The 18,992-nt window shown below is 68.3% G+C and carries 18 protein-coding genes; 15 read left to right on the forward strand and 3 right to left on the reverse strand.

The features are described 5' to 3' along the window. The first annotated feature begins 1,371 nt into the window (after positions 1-1,371). The 8 genes from AB0M22_RS42525 to hisH all read left to right on the forward strand — a co-directional run bounded on the left by AB0M22_RS42525 (position 1,372) and on the right by hisH (position 12,196). On the forward strand, positions 1,372-2,364 hold the full coding sequence (locus AB0M22_RS42525) for a prolyl oligopeptidase family serine peptidase (protein ID WP_364739012.1): 993 nt from the start codon (positions 1,372-1,374) through the stop codon (positions 2,362-2,364). Positions 2,365-3,224: 860 nt separating this feature from the next. Next, positions 3,225-4,091, forward strand: coding sequence for an arylamine N-acetyltransferase (locus tag AB0M22_RS42530; RefSeq protein ID WP_364739014.1), 867 nt, complete (start codon positions 3,225-3,227; stop codon positions 4,089-4,091). 61 nt (positions 4,092-4,152) lie between these two features. Continuing rightward, entirely contained in the window at positions 4,153-5,901 is a 1,749-nt protein-coding gene (locus tag AB0M22_RS42535; RefSeq protein ID WP_364739017.1) for a penicillin-binding transpeptidase domain-containing protein, read from the forward strand. Between the two features lie 156 nt (positions 5,902-6,057). Continuing rightward, complete coding sequence (locus AB0M22_RS42540) at positions 6,058-7,623, forward strand: protein kinase (RefSeq protein WP_364739019.1); 1,566 nt, start codon at positions 6,058-6,060, stop codon at positions 7,621-7,623. 835 nt (positions 7,624-8,458) lie between these two features. Beyond that, entirely contained in the window at positions 8,459-9,796 is a 1,338-nt protein-coding gene (gene hisD / locus AB0M22_RS42545; protein WP_364739021.1) for a histidinol dehydrogenase, read from the forward strand. Next, positions 9,793-10,926: a histidinol-phosphate transaminase gene (locus tag AB0M22_RS42550; protein ID WP_364739023.1), complete on the forward strand. Its 1,134-nt coding sequence runs from the start codon at positions 9,793-9,795 to the stop codon at positions 10,924-10,926. The genes hisD and AB0M22_RS42550 overlap by 4 nt, the downstream gene beginning before the upstream one ends. Positions 10,927-10,946: 20 nt before the next feature. Further along, complete coding sequence (gene hisB / locus AB0M22_RS42555; protein WP_364739135.1) at positions 10,947-11,564, forward strand: imidazoleglycerol-phosphate dehydratase HisB; 618 nt, start codon at positions 10,947-10,949, stop codon at positions 11,562-11,564. Next, positions 11,561-12,196, forward strand: coding sequence for an imidazole glycerol phosphate synthase subunit HisH (hisH, locus tag AB0M22_RS42560; RefSeq protein WP_364739025.1), 636 nt, complete (start codon positions 11,561-11,563; stop codon positions 12,194-12,196). Before hisB ends, hisH begins: the two co-directional genes overlap by 4 nt. Positions 12,197-12,207: 11 nt before the next feature. Here hisH and AB0M22_RS42565 read toward each other — a convergent pair whose 3' ends face one another. After that, on the reverse strand, positions 12,208-12,669 hold the full coding sequence (locus tag AB0M22_RS42565; RefSeq protein ID WP_364739027.1) for a hypothetical protein: 462 nt from the start codon (positions 12,667-12,669) through the stop codon (positions 12,208-12,210). Positions 12,670-12,880: 211 nt separating this feature from the next. Here AB0M22_RS42565 and AB0M22_RS42570 point away from each other — a divergent pair, with 211 nt between their 5' ends. The 7 genes from AB0M22_RS42570 to hisI all read left to right on the forward strand — a co-directional run bounded on the left by AB0M22_RS42570 (position 12,881) and on the right by hisI (position 17,768). Then, a complete protein-coding gene (locus AB0M22_RS42570; RefSeq protein ID WP_364739029.1) occupies positions 12,881-13,390 on the forward strand; it encodes a hypothetical protein in 510 nt (169 codons plus the stop codon). Positions 13,391-13,450: 60 nt separating this feature from the next. Next, positions 13,451-13,891: a MarR family transcriptional regulator gene (locus AB0M22_RS42575; RefSeq protein ID WP_364739030.1), complete on the forward strand. Its 441-nt coding sequence runs from the start codon at positions 13,451-13,453 to the stop codon at positions 13,889-13,891. Between the two features lie 62 nt (positions 13,892-13,953). Continuing rightward, on the forward strand, positions 13,954-14,685 hold the full coding sequence (gene priA, locus AB0M22_RS42580; protein ID WP_364739032.1) for a bifunctional 1-(5-phosphoribosyl)-5-((5-phosphoribosylamino)methylideneamino)imidazole-4-carboxamide isomerase/phosphoribosylanthranilate isomerase PriA: 732 nt from the start codon (positions 13,954-13,956) through the stop codon (positions 14,683-14,685). After that, positions 14,682-15,497 carry an inositol monophosphatase gene (locus tag AB0M22_RS42585; RefSeq protein WP_364739034.1) on the forward strand — a complete coding sequence of 272 codons (816 nt, stop codon included), beginning with the start codon at positions 14,682-14,684 and terminating at the stop codon, positions 15,495-15,497. The genes priA and AB0M22_RS42585 overlap by 4 nt, the downstream gene beginning before the upstream one ends. 4 nt (positions 15,498-15,501) lie before the next feature. After that, a complete protein-coding gene (hisF, locus tag AB0M22_RS42590) occupies positions 15,502-16,275 on the forward strand; it encodes an imidazole glycerol phosphate synthase subunit HisF (protein WP_364739036.1) in 774 nt (257 codons plus the stop codon). A 131-nt stretch (positions 16,276-16,406) separates the two neighbouring features. Further along, on the forward strand, positions 16,407-17,345 hold the full coding sequence (locus tag AB0M22_RS42595; RefSeq protein ID WP_364739038.1) for a TIGR03564 family F420-dependent LLM class oxidoreductase: 939 nt from the start codon (positions 16,407-16,409) through the stop codon (positions 17,343-17,345). 57 nt (positions 17,346-17,402) lie between these two features. Next, the gene (gene hisI, locus AB0M22_RS42600) at positions 17,403-17,768 is read left to right on the forward strand and encodes a phosphoribosyl-AMP cyclohydrolase (RefSeq protein WP_364739039.1); all 366 of its coding nucleotides are present in this window, start codon (positions 17,403-17,405) and stop codon (positions 17,766-17,768) included. Here hisI and AB0M22_RS42605 read toward each other — a convergent pair. Both AB0M22_RS42605 and AB0M22_RS42610 read right to left on the reverse strand, forming a co-directional pair. Beyond that, complete coding sequence (locus AB0M22_RS42605) at positions 17,741-18,181, reverse strand: MarR family winged helix-turn-helix transcriptional regulator (protein WP_364739041.1); 441 nt, start codon at positions 18,179-18,181, stop codon at positions 17,741-17,743. The genes hisI and AB0M22_RS42605 overlap by 28 nt on opposite strands. 201 nt (positions 18,182-18,382) lie before the next feature. After that, complete coding sequence (locus AB0M22_RS42610) at positions 18,383-18,964, reverse strand: permease (RefSeq protein ID WP_364739043.1); 582 nt, start codon at positions 18,962-18,964, stop codon at positions 18,383-18,385. Between the last annotated feature and the right edge of the window lie 28 nt (positions 18,965-18,992).

Here is an 18,992-nt window from a genome sequence, read left to right on the forward strand (position 1 = left end):
CGCACCCTCACTCGGGATTTGCACTGACTCTAGGGCTCTAGTTTCGGTGCGGATCCCGAGAGGGAGTGCGGATGTTGGGGATGTCTGCTCGGGGGAGGTTTCGCAGGCAGGCCGCATCGGTGACGCGACTACCAGCGCCACGAAAATGCTGCTGTGGGCAATGAAAATGCTGCTGCGGGCAATCTGGCGATCCTCGCCCCGCCGACAGCGGAATCCGCACCCTCACTCGGGATTTGCACTGACTTTAGGGCCCTATTGTCGGTGCGGATCCCGAGAGAGGGTGCAGCTCTTCAGGGAGACCGGCGGGTGAGGCGCTCGCAGGCAGGTTCGCCGAAGGCGGCGCTAGGAAACCACCACGAAAACCGCCGCTGACCGACCCGCTCTTGTCCGAAGCGCTTGTGACGGGACCACAGCCAGATGACTACGCTGGAACGAGAGACCGCGTGCCTGACTGATAGCTAAAGCCGGGTACGGCACACGACGTGCTCAGCACTACTTCAGTGAAAACCGGTGTAGGTCTTCAGTTTTCACTGGCCAGGTCACCGCCTGGATGTCCTTGGCTGTACCTACCGGGTAGGTGTACCTGCTCCAAGGGGAAAGATTCGTGGTGAGGGCCTGGTCGATGGTTCTGAAGACTTGTCCCAGGTTTTCACTGGAGTAGTGCTGGGCGCGTTGGGTGGGGTCCCCGGCTTACCTCCCGCTGTTGGTATGGGCAGCGTGGGGGTTCCGGCGTGGTTACTTGGCTGTGGTCCGGTTCAGAGAGGCTTGGGAAACACGGTGGGGCGAATGGTGGTTCTCGGTGATCGAGTCGAGTCGAGTGGTCGTTCTGGAACGCCGAGGCGAGTCAAATGGTCGTTCCAGCTCATCGAGGCGAGTCATATGGTTGCTTTGCAAGATCTTTTAGCGACCATATGACTCGCCTCGATGAGCTGGGTGAGCGTGCCGGTGCGGGAAGTGGGTGTGCGGCAGGCCCAGTCCCGGTTGTCGGCCGCATAAGGGTGGCGGCTGGGCCTGGTGTGACCGGTTCGTGCTGGTGGCGTGCCTTTATTCGGGGATGAGGCGTGGATGCGTAGTGGTCGTGGTGGGTGCGCTGTTGGCTGCGTTGGCGACTGCGGTCGGACCCTCGGTTTCGGTGGAGCCGGGGTGTGGGACGCAGGTGGCGGCTAGGCCTGGTGTGACCGGTTTGCGCTGGTGGCGTTCCTTTATTCGGGGATGAGGCGTGGATGCGTAGTGGTCGTGGTGGGTGCGCTGTTGGCTGCGTTGGCGACTGCGGTCGCACCCGGCGGTGTCGGCTGAGCCGGGGTGTGGGACGCAGGTGGCGGCTAGGCCTGGTGTGACCGGTTCGTGCTGGTGGCGTGCCATTATTCGAGGATGAGGCGCGGAAACGTAATGGTCGCGGTGGGTGCGCTGGTGGCTGCGTTGGCTGCTGCTGTCGCACCGGCGGTTTCGGTGGAGCCGGGGTGTGGGACGCAGGTGGCGGTGCGGGCGGTGACGTTGAGCGTGGACGGGGAGGATGCGACGGGGCGGGTGTATGAGCCGGATCGGTGTGGGGCGGGGGATTTTTCGCCGACGGGTCTGGTTGTTGCGGTGCATGGGCACGATGCCGGGTCGGACAACTATGCGGGGTATCTGACGTCGATTGCCCGGCAGAGCGGCGCGGCGGTGCTTTCGATGGATCTGCGGTCGGATAGCAGTGTGTGGCGTACCGGGGAGTGGAATCTGTGGGCGGGTTGGCGCGACCTCGTGGCGTCCACTCAGTGGTATAAGGATCAGCATCCTTCCATCACGCGCACGGTGCTGTGGGGATGGAGTCAGGGCGGGATCACGAGTGGGCTCGCGGCGGCGTACGCTCCGCCCGGACTGTTCGACTACTGGGTCGACAATTACGGTCCCGCAGACGATTTCACGATGTGGCTGGGTTCGGCGGCGATCGATCCCGTGCTGCCGGCGCAGATCGAACGCGATGCGGGTGGCTGCACGCCCGTTGTCTGCCCGCAGGCCTATGTCGAGCGTTCGCCCGCACTGGTGGCCGGTCGGATGAGTGTGCGGCGCGCGTTCCTGATCCACGGCACCGGCGACAACGTGGTGCCCTATCCGACGACGCTGGAGATGCGCGCCGGACTGCTCGCCGCGGGCAAACCCACTTCGATGTACACCATCGTCACCGGGCGCGATCTGTACGGCGCGGTGGTCCCCGGCGATCACAGTGTCGGGCCCGCGTTCTTCGAGGGCGGTTGCGTAGTCCAGCGATTGCTGCTCGGCACCGAACCCGAGGACGGCCCGGATCGCGACTACCTGGTCGACGTCGCCCACGGGATCGCCACCGCACCGCCGGCACCGCCGGACGCCAAGTGCGCCGCCTGATCGGGTCGATGGACGGACCGGATCGCAGCTGATTGGCCGACCTCGCCCGCAGCATCGCCGCCGCGCCGCCCGCTTTACCGGGTGTCAAGTGTGTTGGTTGATCGGGTTGATGGACGGACCGGGTCGCAGCTGATTGGCCGACATCGCCCGCGGCATCGCCACTGCACCGCCCGCTCCGCCGGGTGCCAGGATGGATCGGATCGCAGCAAACTGGCTGGCATCGCCCGCGGCAGCGTCACCGCGCCGCCCGCTCTACCGGGTGCCGAGTGTGTTGGTTGATTGGGTTGATGGACGGATCGGGTCGCAGCTGATTGGCTGGCATCGCCCGCGGCATCGTCACCGCGCCGCCCGCTCTACTGGGTGCCGAGTGTGCTGCTTGATTGGGTTGATAGACGGATCGGGTCGCAGCTGATTGGCCGACCTCGCCCACGGCATCGTCACCGCGCCGCCCGCTCTACCGGGTGCCGAGTGTGTTGGTTGATTGGGTTGATGGACGGACGGGTCGCAGCTGATTGGCTGGCATCGCCCGCGGCATCGTCACCGCGCCGCCCGCTCTACCGGGTGCCGAGTGTGCTGCTTGATTGGGTTGATGGACAGACGGGGTCGCAGCTGATTGGCCGACCTCGCCCACGGCATGAGCACCGCAACTTCCGCTCCTCGGACGCGAAGTGTGCTGCTCTAGCACCTCGTGGACGCTGCCCGAGGCATCGCGACCGCTCTGCGGCTCCACTGGGTTCCGGGGTGTGGCCGTATCGGGGTGCCCACTCCGATGGGGAGAATCGCGTCGACGTCGATCCGGGAACAGGATCGCGACCACCCGCGGTTGACCTTGACGACACCGACGACGAAGTGAGGGTGAGATGAGCAAGCCGACGGACCCGGCGTATCACTGGAACGGCGCGGAACTGGACCTGGACGGGTATCTGGCGCGCATCGGGTTCGACGGCGAGCGGGCGCCGACGGTGGAAACCCTGCGCAGCCTGGTGCGTGCGCACACCACCTCGATTCCGTTCGAGAACCTGGAGATCCTGCTCGACCGCCCGATCCTGCTCGACCTGGAGTCGTTGCAGAACAAGCTGATTCGGCAACGCCGCGGCGGCTACTGCTACGAGCACGTAGGCTTGTTCGCGGCCGCACTGGAACGCCTCGGATTCGGCATCACCGCGCTGAGCGCGCGGGTCACAATGGGCGCGGACGAGGGTTTGCGCCCCGCGACGCACGCCCTGCTGCGCGTGACGACCGAGGACGACGACCGAGTCTGGCTGTGCGACGTCGGCTTCGGCTCCGGCCCGCTCGAACCGTTCGAACTCTCCACGGAGACAACCGATTTCTCCGCGGGCGAGTGGAAGTTCCGGCTCGAATACACCCGCGGCGAACTGGACAGCGACCTGTGGGTCCTGCACCAGTTCGGCAAGGACGGCTGGATCAGCCGCTACACCTTCGCGACCACCCCGCAGTACCGCATCGACTTCGCGGTCGGCAACCACTTCGTCTCCACCTCGCCGCGCTCGCCGTTCACCACCCGCCCCTACGTGCAGCACTTCGCCCCGGACCTGCACCTGACCGTCGACGGCACCACACTGATCACCGAACGCCCGGACGGCACCAGCGAAACCCGCCTGATCGAGGCGAGCGAACTGCCGAAGATCCTGTCCGCGGAGTTCGCCATCGACCTCACCGAAACCGACGCCGCCGCCCTGGTCACGGGCGCCTGGCGCACCGCATGAGCCAGCCGGCCCCGGCGCCGCCTCGCCCACCCCGCCGGGGCCGGCGGATACAGTCGGCGGGGTGCGTACCCGCCGGAATTACCTCGTCCTGTTCGCCGCACCCGCGCTCGTGCTCGCCGCCTGCTCGTCCGGTCCGGACCAGCCGGACACGGTCGCAGGCCAGTTCGCCGACGCGCTGACCCGCGACGATGTCGCGGCCGCGGCCAAGCTGACCGACGATCCGACGAAGGCGGCCGACGCGCTCGGCAAGCTCTACGACGGCCTCGGCAAGGACGTGCGTTTCGACGTCCGCTCGATCGACAAGAACACCTTCACGCTGGCCGCCACCTGGAAGCTGGGCAAGGACGGCAAGTCCCAGTGGACCTACACCACCACCGGCACCGCGAACGACAGCGACGGCTGGAAGGTCAAGTGGAACCCGGACACGGTCGCGCCCGGCCTGGCCGCCGGCCCGCTGAGCTACAGCGCGGTCTACCCGCAACCGTCGCGCATCCTCGATTCCACCGGCGGCGAGTTGATGACCCAGCAGGTGGTCACGCTGGTCAACGTGGGCCCCGGCGCCGACCTCGGCGCGCTCGCCGGACTGCTCGGCCCGATCTCGCCCGGCATCACCGCGCAGTCGCTCCAGGCGGATCTGGCTGCGGCGCAGGGCAAACCGGTCACCGCGATCAGCCTGCGCGACGCCGATCTGGCGCCGATCCAGGCGCAGCTGTCCGGCCTGCCCGGCGTCACGCTCGCGCCGCAGACCCGGCTGCTCACCAACGACAAGTCCCTGGCCTCGCCCACCCTGTCCGGGCTGGCCGAACTGTGGCAGAAGAACGCCGACGACAACGCGGGCTGGGCGGTGCGCGCGCAGACCGGCGACGGCACCCAGCGCGTCGGCGGCCAGGATCCGAAGCCGACCGCCGACATCGCGTCCACGCTGAACATCGACCTGCAACAGGCCGCGGAGGCGGCGCTGACGCCGATCCCGCAGCCCGCGGCGATCGTCGCGTTGCAGCCGTCCACCGGCAATGTCGTCGCGGTCGCGCAGAACAGCGCCGCCGACGCGCAGGGCCCGATCGCGCTCACCGGGCTCTACCCGCCGGGTTCGACGTTCAAGACGGTGACCGTCTCGGCCGCGCTGCAAGCGGGCACGGTCACCCCGGACACGGTGCTGCCGTGCCCGGGCGTCGCGAACATCGAGGGCCGCAAGATCCCCAACGACAACAATTTCGACCTCGGACAGGTCCCGCTACATACCGCGTTCGCGCGTTCGTGCAACACGACGATGGGCGAGCTCGGGGTGAAACTGCCCGCTGACGCGCTGACGAACGCGGCCGCACAACTCGGACTCGGCATCGACTACGTCACACCCGGACTGACCACCGTCACCGGCAAGGTGCCGCCCGCCGACACCCCGGCGCTGCGGGTCGAATCCGCCATCGGACAGGGCCAGGTGACCGCGACACCGTTCGGTATGGCGCTGGTCGCCGCGTCCATCGCGCGCGGCTCGGTGCCCGCGCCGACGATCGTCAAGGGCCAGCCGGGTACGCCGGACAAGACGCCGGCCGCGCTGCCCGCGACCGTCGCCGACCAGGTCAAGGCCATGATGCGGGAAACCGTCACGGTCGGAACCGCCACCCAGTTGCGCGATATCCCCGGCTTGCTCGGCAAGACCGGCACCGCCGAATTCATCGACGACAAGCACGCGCACGGCTGGTTCGTCGGCATCGCCGATGACCTGGCATTTGCCGTATTCATCAACGACGCGAACAGCTCTGGACCCGCGGTGGACGCGGCCGGACGGATGCTGCGGGCGGCGCATTAGTTCCGGCGCGCCGATGTGGGCGGAGAATATGCCCGTGCTGGCGCGGACCGAAGTCGCGCGGCCCGCTACACTCGTCCCCGGACCGCGTCTGTAAGCAATATGCGGGATGTCACGATTTCGAGAAGGTTCGGAGTAGGCGCCATCGATACCGGTCAGTTGATCGCGGAGCATTACCGCCTGGTCGAGCGGATTGGTAGCGGCGGCACAGGCGTTGTTTGGCGTGCCATCGACGAGCGTCTGCAACGCTCGGTGGCCGTCAAGCAGATCCACATCAAGCCGAGCCTGCCCGAGGCCGAGCGTGATGTGGTGCGCCAGCGTGCCATTCGCGAGGCCCGCAACGCCGCTCGCTTCCAGCATCCGAACGCCATTGTGGTGTTCGACATCACCGAGCATCAGGGTGATCCCTGCCTGGTGATGGAGTACCTCAAATCCAACAGCCTGGCCGGCGTGCTGTCCGCGCAGGGCCCGTTGCCGTTGACCCAGGTCGCGCGGATCGGTGAACAGGTCGCCTCGGCGCTGATCGCCGCGCACGACGCGGGCATCGTGCACCGGGATGTGAAGCCGGGCAACATCCTGCTCGACGACCACGGCACGGTGAAGATCACCGACTTCGGCATCTCCCGCGCCGCAGGCGACGTCACGCTCACCGAGACCGGCCTGATCTGCGGCACCGCCGCCTATCTCGCACCGGAGATGGCGCGCGGCGCGGACCCGACGCCCGCCTCGGACGTATTCGCCTTGGGCGCAACTCTTTTCCACGCGCTGGAGGGCGAACCGCCGTACGGCGCGAACGCCAACCCGCTCGCGGTGCTCTACGCCGCGGCCAACGGTCAGGTCAGCGAGCCGCGAAACGCCGGTCCCGCAACGGATTTCCTGCTCGACCTGCTCAGCCCGGAACCGCAGGACCGGCCGACCATGCGGGCCGCCCTCGACCATCTGGCCGCGTTCGCCGACTCCGGCCCCGCGCCGGTGGCCGCCGGATTCGTGCCCGCCAGTGAGGCTTTCGTGCGCCGCCGCAACGGCGCACCGGAATCGGCGACCCGCGCGCTGCGCCCGTCCGCGGTCTCCGCGCCGGTGCAGCAGCAGGCCGAACGGCAGCAGCGCCCGCAGCGGCCCGCACCGCGCCCGCAGCATGCGCCGCGGCGCCCCGCCCAGTCGAACACGGCCACCCATCCACGCACGCAGGCCCAGCCGCGCCCGGTGCCGCGCAAGTCCGGCGGCAAGAGCAAGGCCGTCATCATCGGCGGCACGATCGGCGCGGTCGTCGCGGTGGCGGCGATCCTGATCGGCGCGCTGAGTCAGAAGGACTCGAACGCGCCGACGGTGAATGCGGGTCCGCCGGCGACCAGTGCGGCCAGCGGTGGGCCGAGTTCGGCTCCGCCGTCCGGCACGCCCGGCAAGACCACCAGTGATGGGAAGGTGACTCAGGGCCCTGCGGGGCAGCTGATCGTGGACTTCTACAACAATGCTGCCGGATCGTGGTCCAAGCTCACGCCATCGGCGCAGAAGGTGTACGGCACGGAGCAAGCGTTCCGGCAGTACTGGAGTTCGCACACGATCGATACGTTCGCCGACATCGCAGCGGTCAACAACACCAATAATCCGGACGGTTCGATGGACATGAACCTGGCGAGCCTTGTTGTCGATGGACAGGACAAGCAGCTCACCCTGCGGGTAGTGAGCAGCGGTGGCAAGCTGCTCATCGATAGCGACACTCGGTAGGTTTCTCGATAGCCTTCGCGTTTTGATCGTCTGGTAGGACGCTAGCCGAATTCGTCGGCTCGTCGCTCCGCCAAGCGGCAAACAATTGCCATGCGAGTCGCAGCGTACTGCGCACTGATCGGTCGTATCGAACGATCAGTGCGCAGAGTTAGTCGGGCTAATAGCTGTTGTTTATGGTGTCTGCCATGCGATGAAGCACGAGCTGACCCAGCCGACGAGACGGTTGTCGACAATCCGAACCTGGTGCCATTGATTATCTGTACGCCCGTCGGGGCAGGGGATGCGGCGGCCCGTCACCTGCCCGATATCCTCCAGGCACGTGGGATATCCGATTGAGTCGACAACTCCCTCTGCCTCATCAGTGGGTGAGGCAAATACAGTGACGTATGGGTAGCCGCGTGCGATGCCGAAGTCGCACCTAGCCGACTCTGCATTCGCAGTAGTGGTAAAAGCTGTCCCGGCTACCACCCCGCAGGTGATGGCGAGACTGGTGATGAATCCAGAAAATACCTTCATGGCAACCCCAAAGTTCGATGAAATTCGTTGGGGCGCTGCCTTCTTCGGAATTTGCATACAACCCCCCACGTCATAGCTTGGCAGTACTTTTACGCACGCGCAAGGTTTGTATCGCTGTTTGGCATGGTCACTGCCAGGCTCGATGACGGAGGCTACGACCGACAAGGCCGATGCCGGTCGGCGCTGCCCCCGGGCGTTGCGGGTGTGACGCGGGGCTCGGCTGAGCCCACCGTGCGGATAACGGCTGGCGTCGGCCGGATAGGCTGGTAGCTGCAACTTTCCTGTTGCGGATTCGGCTGAAGACAAGGATCGACACCACATGACTACCCGCATCGAGCTCGCCCGCGTTGATCTGCGCGGTCGCACTCCCTCCGTTGCCGAGCTGCGCGCCGCGCTGCCGCGCGGGGGAGTTGACGTCGACTCGGTGCTGCATTATGTGCGGCCGGTGGTCGAGGCGATCCGGGATCGTGGCGTCGCGGCGGCCCAGGAGTACAGCGAGCGGTTCGACGGGGTCAGCCCGGCGACGGTGCGGGTACCCGCGGCCGAGCTGGAAAAGGCGCTCGACGAGCTGGATCCCGCCGTGCGCGCGGCGCTGGAGGAGTCCATCGCCAGGGCCAGGAAGGTGCACGCCGATCAGCGGCGCACCGACAAGACCACCGAGGTGGTGCCCGGCGGCACGGTGACCGAGCGCTGGGTGCCGGTCGAGCGGGTCGGGCTGTACGTGCCCGGCGGCAACGCCGTCTACCCGTCCAGCGTGGTGATGAACGTGGTGCCCGCGCAGACCGCGGGCGTGGGCTCGCTGGTGGTGGCCTCGCCGCCGCAGGCGCAGTTCGGCGGCCTGCCGCACCCGACCATCCTGGCTGCCGCGCAGTTGCTCGGCGTCGACGAGGTGTGGGCGGTCGGCGGCGCGCAGGGCGTGGCGCTGCTGTCCTACGGCGGCGTCGACACCGACGGGGCGCAGCTGGAGCCGGTCGACCTGATCACCGGGCCCGGCAACATCTACGTGACCGCGGCCAAGCGGCTGTGCCGCGGCCTGGTCGGCATCGACGCCGAGGCAGGCCCGACCGAGATCGCCATCCTGGCCGACGCGACCGCCGACCCGGTGCATGTGGCGGCGGACCTGATCAGCCAGGCCGAGCACGACGTGCTCGCGGCCAGCGTGCTGGTCACCGACAGCGCGGAGCTGGCCGACGCGGTGGACGCGGCGCTGACCCGGCAGCTGGCCGTGGTGAAGCACGCCGACCGGGTGACGGAAGCGTTGCACGGCAAGCAGTCCGGCACGGTGCTCGTCGACGACATCGAGCAGGGCCTGCGGGTGGTGAACGCCTACGCGGCCGAACACCTCGAGATCCAGACCGCCGAGGCCGCCGCGGTGGCGGCCCGGGTGCGCAGTGCCGGTGCGATTTTCGTCGGCGCGTACGCGCCGGTGAGTCTCGGCGACTACTGCGCGGGCTCCAACCACGTGCTGCCGACGGCCGGATGTGCCCGGCACTCTTCGGGTTTGAGCGTGCAGACGTTCCTGCGCGGCATTCACGTCGTCGACTACACCGAGGCGGCGCTGAAGGATGTCGCCGGTCACGTGGTCGCGCTGGCCAACGCCGAGGACCTGCCCGCCCACGGCCAGGCCGTGCAGGCGCGTTTCGAGGCGCTGTCATGACCGGCCAGGCAACCGTGCCGGGCGCGGACATCAGCCTGGACGACCTACCGCTGCGGGACAACCTGCGCGGCAAGAAGCCTTACGGCGCACCGCAATTGACCGTGCCGGTGCAGCTGAACACCAACGAGAACCCGCACCCGCCGAGCCGGGCGCTGATCGACGACGTCGCCGAGTCCATCCGGATCGCCGCCGCCGACCTGCACCGCTACCCGGACCGGGACGCGGTGGCGCTGCGCAGCGACCTGGCCGAATACCTCACCAGGCAGACAGGTGTCGCGGTCGACACCGACAACGTCTGGGCGGCAAACGGTTCCAACGAGATCCTGCAACAGCTGTTGCAGGCGTTCGGCGGACCGGGCCGCAGCGCACTGGGTTTCGTGCCGTCCTACTCGATGCACCCGATCATCTCCGAGGGCATCGACACCGAATGGATCGAGGCCAAGCGCAACGCGGACTTCGCCCTCGACATCGACTACGCGGTGGCGGCGATCGCGGAGCGCTCGCCGAACGTGGTCTTCGTGACCAGCCCGAACAACCCGACCGGACACAGCATTCCGCAGGATGATCTCGCGCGGATCCTGGCAGCCGCGCCGGGCATCGTGGTGGTCGACGAGGCCTACGGGGAGTTCTCCGCGCAGCCGAGCGCCATTGAGCTGATCGACCGGTTCCCGGCGAAGCTGGTGGTGACCAGGACCATGAGCAAGGCGTTCGCCTTCGCCGGTGGCCGGCTGGGCTACCTGGTCGCCGCGCCCGCGGTGATCGACGCGATGCTGCTGGTGCGGTTGCCGTATCACCTCTCGGTGGTCACCCAGGCGGCCGCGCGGGCTGCCTTGCGGCACGCCGACGAAACCCTCGGCAGTGTCGCAGCGCTTGCCGCGCAACGGGATCGGGTCGCGACGGCGTTGGCCGAGATCGGCTTCGACGTGATCCCGAGCGACGCCAACTTCCTGTTGTTCGGCCGGTTCACCGACGCATCCGCGAGCTGGCAGCGGTATCTTGATCATGGCGTGCTGATCCGCGATGTCGGCATCCCCGGCTACCTGCGCACCACCATCGGGCTGGCCGCGGAGAACGACGAACTCCTGAAGGTCAGCCGCATTCTGGTGCACACCGACGTGACGCCCCGATGAATCCGCCTGTGGAGGAACCAATCATGAACCGAATCGCGCGGGTCGAGCGTGTCACCAAAGAGTCCAGCATCGTGGTCGAGCTGGACCTGGACGGCTCCGGCAAGACCGAAATCGCCACGGGCGTCCCGTTCTACGACCACATGCTGACCGCGCTGGGCGCGCACGCCAGCTTCGACCTGACCGTGCGGGCCGAGGGCGACACCGAGATCGAGGCCCACCACACGGTGGAGGACACCGCGATCGTGTTCGGCCAGGCGCTGGGAAAGGCGTTGGGGGACAAGGTCGGCATCCGCCGGTTCGGTGACGCCTACATCCCGATGGACGAGACGCTGGCGCACGCCGCGGTGGACGTTTCCGGGCGGCCGTACTGCGTGCACACCGGCGAGCCGGAGCACCTGCTGCACGCGGTGATCCCCGGCTCCGGTCCCGGCGCACCGTATTCCACCGTGCTCAACCGCCACGTCTTCGAGTCGATCGCGTTGAACGCGCGCATCGCGCTGCACGTGCGGGTGCTGTACGGCCGCGACCAGCACCACGTCACCGAGGCCGAATTCAAGGCGGTGGCAAGGGCTTTGCGTGCCGCGGTCGAGCTCGACCCGCGGGTGCAAGGTATTCCCTCGACGAAGGGAACGTTGTGACGTTGAAGTCTGTTGCCCTGCTCGATTACGGTTCGGGCAATCTGCACTCCGCCGAGCGCGCGCTGGTTCGCTCGGGCGCGAAGGTCGAGGTAACCGCCGATCCGGAGATCGCCTTGGCCGCCGACGGTTTGGTCGTGCCCGGCGTCGGCGCGTACGCCGCCTGCATGGCCGGACTGCGAAAGGTGCGGGGCGAGCGGATGATCGGCCAGCGCCTGGCCGGTGGTCGTCCGGTGCTCGGCATCTGCGTCGGCATGCAGATCCTGTTCGAACGCGGCGTGGAGTTCGGCGTGGAGACCGACGGCTGCGCGGAATGGCCCGGCGTGGTGGAACGGCTGTCCGCGCCGGTGCTGCCGCACATGGGCTGGAACACCGTGTCGGCGCCGCGGGACAGCGTGCTGTTCGCAGGGCTGGACCAGGAGGCGCGGTTCTACTTCGTGCACTCCTACGCCGCTCAGACCTGGGATCTGCCGCCGGGCGAGCACTTCGCCGCGCCCAAGCTGACCTGGGCCGAGCACGGCGTGCCGTTCCTCGCCGCGGTGGAGAACGGGCCGCTCTCGGCGACCCAGTTCCACCCGGAGAAGTCCGGCGACGCCGGGGCCCAGCTGCTGCACAACTGGGTGCAGTCGCTGTAAGCCGAACGGGCCTACCGGGTTTCGGCCCGGTTGACCAGCCAGCGGCCGTTCACGTTCTCGACGGTGATCAGCAGCGACATCTTGTTGGTCTTCGGCAGACCGCCGGTTTCGTCGCTGGTCGTCGTCCGCACCACGTCGACGGTCACGTCCGCGCGGGCCTCGTCGCCGGAGACGGTCCGGCAGTCCACCGAGTCGACCGTCGCGCGGGTGTGGCTGGCGGCGGCGTTGGCCTGAATGGTCGGCCGGGCCTCCTCGAATTCCGCGCGGAACATGCCGGTGGTGATGTCGAGCATCTTGCCGACGTGCTCGTCGAAGCGCGCGTAGTCGTAAGTCCCCGCGACAGTGCCGAAATCGCAGCCGGCCAGCCGCGCCTCCTCGGGCGGGGCTGCCGCGGCGGTCTGCGCGGTGGCCAGCACCGCGGTGCAGGTGGCAGCCGAAATCAGGAGCACGGCAGGCAGGGTCGAGCGCGACATACGAGATCCCTAGGGAGAGTGCGGAGTCGGCGACCGGAGTGGTCGCCGTGGCGAGACACTACCGGCGATTTCCCGGTCGCGGGGGCTGCCCGCGGAGTTGGTCGTGGCCGGCGTCTCCGGGGAGACCCTGACTCGTCCGCGCCGAATATCCGGGTGGTTACCGGATTCGCTTGTGGCCGCGTGGATCTACGGTCGATCCGAGGAGGCCGCTATGAGGAGCGTCACAGTCCCGTTGGTCGTGCTGACCGGGTACGCCGTGGTCGCGTGTTTCGTCTTCGGCACCGCCGCGGCGGAGACATTGCTGTTGTATCCCAACATCTTTCGCGATGTTCCGGAGTCGCTGGCGTTGACCCAGCAGTTCATGAGCGTGGTCAGCGTCGGTGACGTGATGCGGCCGCTCGGTGGTGTGCTGACGCTATGCGCGGTGCTCGCGCTCGTGGCGGCGGTGCGGTATCGGGTCGGGTTGCGGTGGACGGGGCTGTCGCTGGTCTCGTTGATCAGCGGGCAGTTCCTGCTGTCGGTGCTCTACGAGTGGCCGCGGGCCACGATCCTGTTCGACGATCGGGACAAGCACACCCTCGCCGAGATCGAACGGGCCGCAACGGAATTCCAGATCGGGGAGGGGTTCCGGGTGCTGGCGGCGGCGCTGACCGCGTTGTTCGCGGTGGCCGCCGCGCTGGTCTGCTACCGCCGCCGGGTGCTGGCCGCCCAGGCCCGCTGACGGTGGTCGCGCGAACGTGAACATATTGTGGGTGCGACCAACAAGAGTTAGATTGCTGGCATGGAGATCTCGCACGAGGGCGCTCCAGCCAGGCTGCGGGCGCTGCCCACCCGGCTGGTCAATCAGGTCGCCCTCGTCGCCAATCGGGCAACCGAGCGGGCGCTGACCGCCACCGGCTCGCGGCGCTACCACTACGCCCTACTCGCGGCGCTCGGCGAGTTCGGCTCGATCAGCCAGGCCGACCTGGGTAGGCGTACCCGGATCGATCGCAGCGACATCGTCGCCACGGTGAACGAGCTGGCCGGCCGCGGCTTCGTCGAGCGCAGCCCGGACGAGGGCGACCGCAGGCGCAAGATCGTCACCATCACCGATGCGGGCACCGCCCATCTCGCCGAGCTGGACGAGCGACTGGCCGGCGCCCAGGACGAACTCCTGGCCGGTCTCGACCCCGCGGAGCGCGCGGAACTGGTCCGCCTGCTCACTCGGATCCTCGATCGGTGATCCGACTCCTATATCCGCAGGCCGGGGACCGGGCGAGTGGAGCTAACTACTAAGGTGGTCGCGTGAGTCTTGTGCTGCTACCCGCCGTCGATGTTGCCAATGGAGAGGCCGTGCGCCTCGTGCAGGGAGAGGCCGGGAGCGAAACCAGCTACGGCTCGCCGCGCGACGCCGCCCTGGAATGGCAGCGCGCCGGCGCGGAGTGGGTGCATCTGGTCGACCTGGACGCCGCCTTCGGCCGTGGCTCGAATCGTGAACTGCTGGCCGGTGTGGTCGGCGAACTCGACGTCAAGGTGGAGCTGTCCGGCGGCATCCGCGACGACGACACCCTGGAGGCCGCGCTGGCCACCGGGTGCGCCCGGGTGAACCTCGGCACCGCCGCGCTGGAGGATCCGATCTGGTGCGCCAAGGCCATCGCCAAGCACGGCGAACGCGTCGCGGTCGGCCTGGACGTGCGGATCATCGACGGCGAGTACCGGCTGCGCGGCCGCGGCTGGGTCAGCGACGGCGGCGACCTGTGGGAGGTGCTGGAGCGCCTGGAGCGGGACGGCTGCTCGCGCTACGTGGTCACCGACGTCACCAAGGACGGCACGCTGACCGGCCCGAACCTGGACCTGCTGCTCGAGGTGTGCAACGCCACCGACGCGCCGGTCATCGCCTCCGGCGGCGTCTCCACCGTCGAGGACCTGATCGCGATCGCCGAACTGGTGCCCGAGGGCGTCGAGGGTTCGATCGTCGGCAAGGCGCTCTACGCGGGCCGGTTCACGCTGCCCGAGGCGCTGGCCGCGGTGAGATGAGCCCGGACCTATCGGCTCTGCTCGCGGTCGCCCGCGAGATCCTGGACTCGGTCACCTCACGCTTCATCGAGGGGGTCGGCGCGCCGAGCGCGGTGACCAAGGGACGCAACGACTTCGCCACCGAACTCGACCTGGAGCTGGAACGCACCATCTCCGCCGAGCTGGAGCAGCGCACCGGAATCAAGGTGCACGGTGAGGAATTCGGCGGACCACAGCTCGTGTCCGGCACCGCGTGGGTGCTCGATCCGATCGACGGAACGTTCAATTACTCGTCCGGGCACCCGCTTTCGGGCATGCTGCTCGCGCTGGTGCACGAGGGCGAGCCGGTGCTCGGCCTGACCTGGCTGCCGCTGCTCGGGCAGCGCTACGCCGCGATCACCGGCGGACCGGTGCAGCTCAACGGGCAACCGCTGCCGCCGCTGCCGCACGGCAAGCTGGCCGAGGCGATGATCGGCTTCGGCGCGTTCAATGTCGATGCGCAGGGGCGGATTCCGGGGCAGTTCCGGTTCGATCTGCTCGGCCCGCTCAGCCGGCTCTCCTCGCGGGTGCGCATGCACGGGTCCACCGGCATCGACCTGGCGTTCACCGCGGCCGGCGTGCTCGGCGGCGCCATCGTGTTCGGCCATCACCCGTGGGACAACGCCGCGGGCGTCGCGCTGATCCGCGCCGCGGGCGGCGTGGTCACCGACCTGGCCGGCGCGCCGTGGACCATCACCTCGGGTTCGGTGCTGGCCGCCGCGCCGGGCGTGCACGAGGAACTGCTCGACATGATCTGCACGGTCGCCGATCCGGCGGCCGCGGAGGAAGGGTGAGGCAATGACGTTGGCGGTACGCGTGATTCCGTGTCTGGACGTCGACGCGGGCCGGGTGGTCAAGGGCGTGAACTTCGAAAACCTGCGCGACGCAGGCGATCCCGTCGAGCTGGCCGCGACCTATGACGCGCAGGGCGCCGACGAGCTGACCTTCCTGGATGTCACCGCCTCCACCGGCGATCGCGGCACCATGATCGACGTGGTGACCCGCACCGCCGAGCAGATCTTCATTCCGCTCACCGTCGGCGGCGGGGTGCGCACGGTCGACGACGTCGACCGGCTGCTGCGCGCCGGGGCGGACAAGGTTTCGGTGAACACCGCCGCGATCGCGCGGCCCGAGGTGTTGCGCGAGATGTCGGAACGCTTCGGCTCGCAGTGCATCGTGCTGTCGGTGGACGCGCGGACGGTGCCGGAAGGACAGCCCGCGACGCCCTCCGGCTGGGAGGTCACCACGCACGGCGGCAAGCGCGGCACCGGCCTCGACGCCGTCGAATGGGCCACGCGCGGAGCCGAATTGGGCGTCGGCGAGATCCTGCTCAACTCGATGGACGCCGACGGCACCAAGGCGGGCTTCGACCTGCGGATGATCCGTGCCGTCCGCGCCGCGGTCTCCGTTCCGGTCATCGCCAGCGGCGGTGCGGGCGCGGTCGAGCACTTCGCTCCGGCGGTGCAGGCGGGCGCGGACGCGGTGCTGGCGGCGAGTGTGTTCCACTTCGGCGACCTCACCATCGGTCAGGTGAAGGACTCGATGCGCGCCGAACACATCGTCGTCCGCTAGTTCACGCCGCGCACGAATCCGCCCGCGTTTCGGGCGCAGCGAGACGGTTCGTGGGTGGGACGCCGTCGCTGAGCCTGGCGGGAATCTGCCGCGTCGGAATCGGCCTCGCATCGGCCTGCGTTGCTCCGGGAATGAGCATCGGTATCGCAGTGTCCCCGTTCACCCTCGATGCGACCGACAACGCGGTGGATGCCGCGGTCGCCATCGGTCGGCAGGCCGCCGCGGCCGGGTTGAGTTCGCTCTGGTTCGGTCAGACGTTCAGCCACGACAGCATCGTGCTGTCCACGGCGGTCGGGCGGGAGGTGCCCGAGCTGGAACTGGGTACGTCGGCGATTCCGATCCCGGCGCGGCATCCGCTGCTGATCGCCAGCCAGGCGCAGACCGCGCAGGCGGCCACGCACGGCCGGTTCACCCTCGGCCTCGCCCTCGGCGCGCAGGTGTTCACCGAGGCCGCCTTCGGCATCCCGTTCGACCGGCCGATCGCCCGGCTGCGGGAGTTCTTGACCGCGCTGCGCACCGTACTCGACACCGGCACAGTCGATTTCCAGGGCGAGCTGCTCACCGCGGTCGCGCCGCTGCCGGCCGCGGTGGCGGGCGCGAAGCCGGCCGTGCCGGTGCTGGTCGCCGCGATGGGACCGCAGGCGCTGCGGGTCACGGGCGAATTGGCCGACGGCACACTGCCTTTCCTGGTCGGCCCGAAGGCGCTGGCCGAACACGTTGTCGCGCCGATCACCAAAGCCGCTGAGCGAGCAGGACGTTCCGCGCCGCGCATCGTGGCCGTGGTCGCGGGGGTGGTCACCGCCGACGTCGGGGGCGCTCGCGCGGCGGCCGCGCGGTCGACCGCGTTCTACGACGACATCCCCTCCTACCAACGGATCATCGAGCTGTCCGGTGCGTCCCGGGCCGCCGATCTGGTCGTCATCGGCGACGAGCAGACCATCGCCGACCGCGTCGCCGAGTACTTCGAAGCAGGCGCGACCGACGTCGTCTTCAGCCAAACCGACCTGAGCACGCCCGCCGACCAGCAGCGAACCTGGCAACTACTGGGCGAACTGAATCGCGCCGCCTGACCGGGGACACCGCGGCCGCCGGGAATAGCACCCATGTCCGGCTGTTATAACGGTGCTATGACTCTCGACCCCGCCATCGCCGCCCGGCTCAAGCGCAACGACGCCGGATTGGTCGCCGCTGTCGCGCAGGAGCGCGGCACCGGCGACGTGCTGATGGTCGCGTGGATGGACGACGAGGCGCTGGCCCGTACGCTGGAAACCCGTAAGGCCACGTATTATTCGCGTTCGCGCCAGCAGTACTGGGTCAAGGGGGAGACCTCCGGTCATACCCAGAATGTGCACGAGGTCCGGCTCGACTGCGACGGCGACACCATCCTCTTGGTCGTCGATCAAGAGGGCGCGGCCTGCCACACCGGGACCCACACCTGTTTCGATGCGGACGTTTTGCTCGCCGATCAGGTCTCGGCGGGCGGATCTTCCTGATTCGTCCCGCTCGACCGGCTCAGCGCATCGGTGAGATGGTCGGCGAGCAGCTCGCTCAACTCCGCCAGCTGGGCCGTCTGTTCCGGCTCCAGACCGTCGAATACGAAGCGGCGCACCGCATCCAGATATCCGGGGGCCGCCTCGACCACCTTGTGGTAGCCGTCGTCTGTCAGTACCGCCTGCACGCCGCGGCGCCCGGCGGTAGCCGAGCGCTCCGCCCAGCCCATCCGTTCGAGCTTGGATACGACGTGCGAAAGCCGTGATAGCGATGCATTTGCCTTGTGGGCGAGGTCACTCATCTGTAAGCGGTGGCCCGGTTCCTCGGACAGCAGGGTCAAAACCCAGTACTCGAAATGGGTGACCCCGGATTCGCGCTGCAGCTGGGTATCCAAAGCGCCTGGTAGGCGGGTCATCAGCGCGACAATCGCACGCCAAGCTCGTTGTTCTACGGGGTCGAGCCACTTCGTCACTGTGTGCCTTCTTTCAAGCCAAGTGACGTGGTTTTGTTAGGTAGCCTACCGATTATTGAAAAGCATGTTCACAGTCACCCGTGGCTTTGAGTTTGCCACGACTTCGCTCGCTCGTCATGCAGTTGCTGAGTAGCGTGAGTTCACTCACAAACCGTCGGGCCGGGTCATGGCCGGATCAGCGGTGGTCGCGGGCGGTGTTGTGCCGCCGCGCTGCTTCGGATGCCGGCGCCGCCACCACCGCATGACCACCAGCACGAGGGCCGCCAGCCAGATCGCGGCGGCGGCGATCGCGCCGGCCATCGTGGCGCCGCGGAAGGCGGGCGCGTCCACATCGAGGATCCGCTGCCCGGCATGGGCGGCATTGCTGCCGCCGAGCACGATGGTCAGCGTCATCAGATTGGGGATCGCGACGAGCACGGCGATCACCACGGCCGCACCGGCCATGAATCGGCCGCCCCGGCGTCGCCACACCCGAACCGCGAACAGCAGCAGGAACAGTGGGATCACCGTGCACACGCCGCCGAAGACCAGGCCCCAGCCGATGCCCTTGGCGAAGCTGCCGTTGACCATCTCCGCGATCCGCTGCGCCCACCAGCGGGGGATGAACGCGGACAGGATGAAGTAGGCGATGAACAAGAGGGCGAGCACCGCCAGTCCGCCGATCGCCCAGGTCTTCCAGGCGGGCCCGGTCGATTTCTGCTCCAGCTGTCCGTCGGTCGCAGTCATGGGCCCAGCGTAAGCCGGGTGAGCGGCG

Origin of the sequence: Nocardia sp. NPDC051756 (assembly GCF_040681495.1) — a bacterium.
Classification (GTDB): domain Bacteria; phylum Actinomycetota; class Actinomycetes; order Mycobacteriales; family Mycobacteriaceae; genus Nocardia.

What these genes read in the sequence shown, in the direction of transcription:
- AB0M22_RS42605 (WP_364739041.1), bottom strand. Translation starts at nt 18,181, where the DNA reads ATGACCCGCCTACCAGGCGCTTTGGATACCCAGCTGCAGCGCGAATCC.
- AB0M22_RS42610 (WP_364739043.1), bottom strand. Translation starts at nt 18,964, where the DNA reads ATGACTGCGACCGACGGACAGCTGGAGCAGAAATCGACCGGGCCCGCC.
- AB0M22_RS42570 (WP_364739029.1), top strand. Translation starts at nt 12,881, where the DNA reads ATGAGGAGCGTCACAGTCCCGTTGGTCGTGCTGACCGGGTACGCCGTG.
- AB0M22_RS42525 (WP_364739012.1), top strand. Translation starts at nt 1,372, where the DNA reads ATGAGGCGCGGAAACGTAATGGTCGCGGTGGGTGCGCTGGTGGCTGCG.
- hisF (WP_364739036.1), top strand. Translation starts at nt 15,502, where the DNA reads ATGACGTTGGCGGTACGCGTGATTCCGTGTCTGGACGTCGACGCGGGC.
- AB0M22_RS42575 (WP_364739030.1), top strand. Translation starts at nt 13,451, where the DNA reads ATGGAGATCTCGCACGAGGGCGCTCCAGCCAGGCTGCGGGCGCTGCCC.
- hisI (WP_364739039.1), top strand. Translation starts at nt 17,403, where the DNA reads ATGACTCTCGACCCCGCCATCGCCGCCCGGCTCAAGCGCAACGACGCC.
- AB0M22_RS42595 (WP_364739038.1), top strand. Translation starts at nt 16,407, where the DNA reads ATGAGCATCGGTATCGCAGTGTCCCCGTTCACCCTCGATGCGACCGAC.
- AB0M22_RS42550 (WP_364739023.1), top strand. Translation starts at nt 9,793, where the DNA reads ATGACCGGCCAGGCAACCGTGCCGGGCGCGGACATCAGCCTGGACGAC.
- AB0M22_RS42530 (WP_364739014.1), top strand. Translation starts at nt 3,225, where the DNA reads ATGAGCAAGCCGACGGACCCGGCGTATCACTGGAACGGCGCGGAACTG.
- AB0M22_RS42585 (WP_364739034.1), top strand. Translation starts at nt 14,682, where the DNA reads ATGAGCCCGGACCTATCGGCTCTGCTCGCGGTCGCCCGCGAGATCCTG.
- AB0M22_RS42565 (WP_364739027.1), bottom strand. Translation starts at nt 12,669, where the DNA reads ATGTCGCGCTCGACCCTGCCTGCCGTGCTCCTGATTTCGGCTGCCACC.
- hisD (WP_364739021.1), top strand. Translation starts at nt 8,459, where the DNA reads ATGACTACCCGCATCGAGCTCGCCCGCGTTGATCTGCGCGGTCGCACT.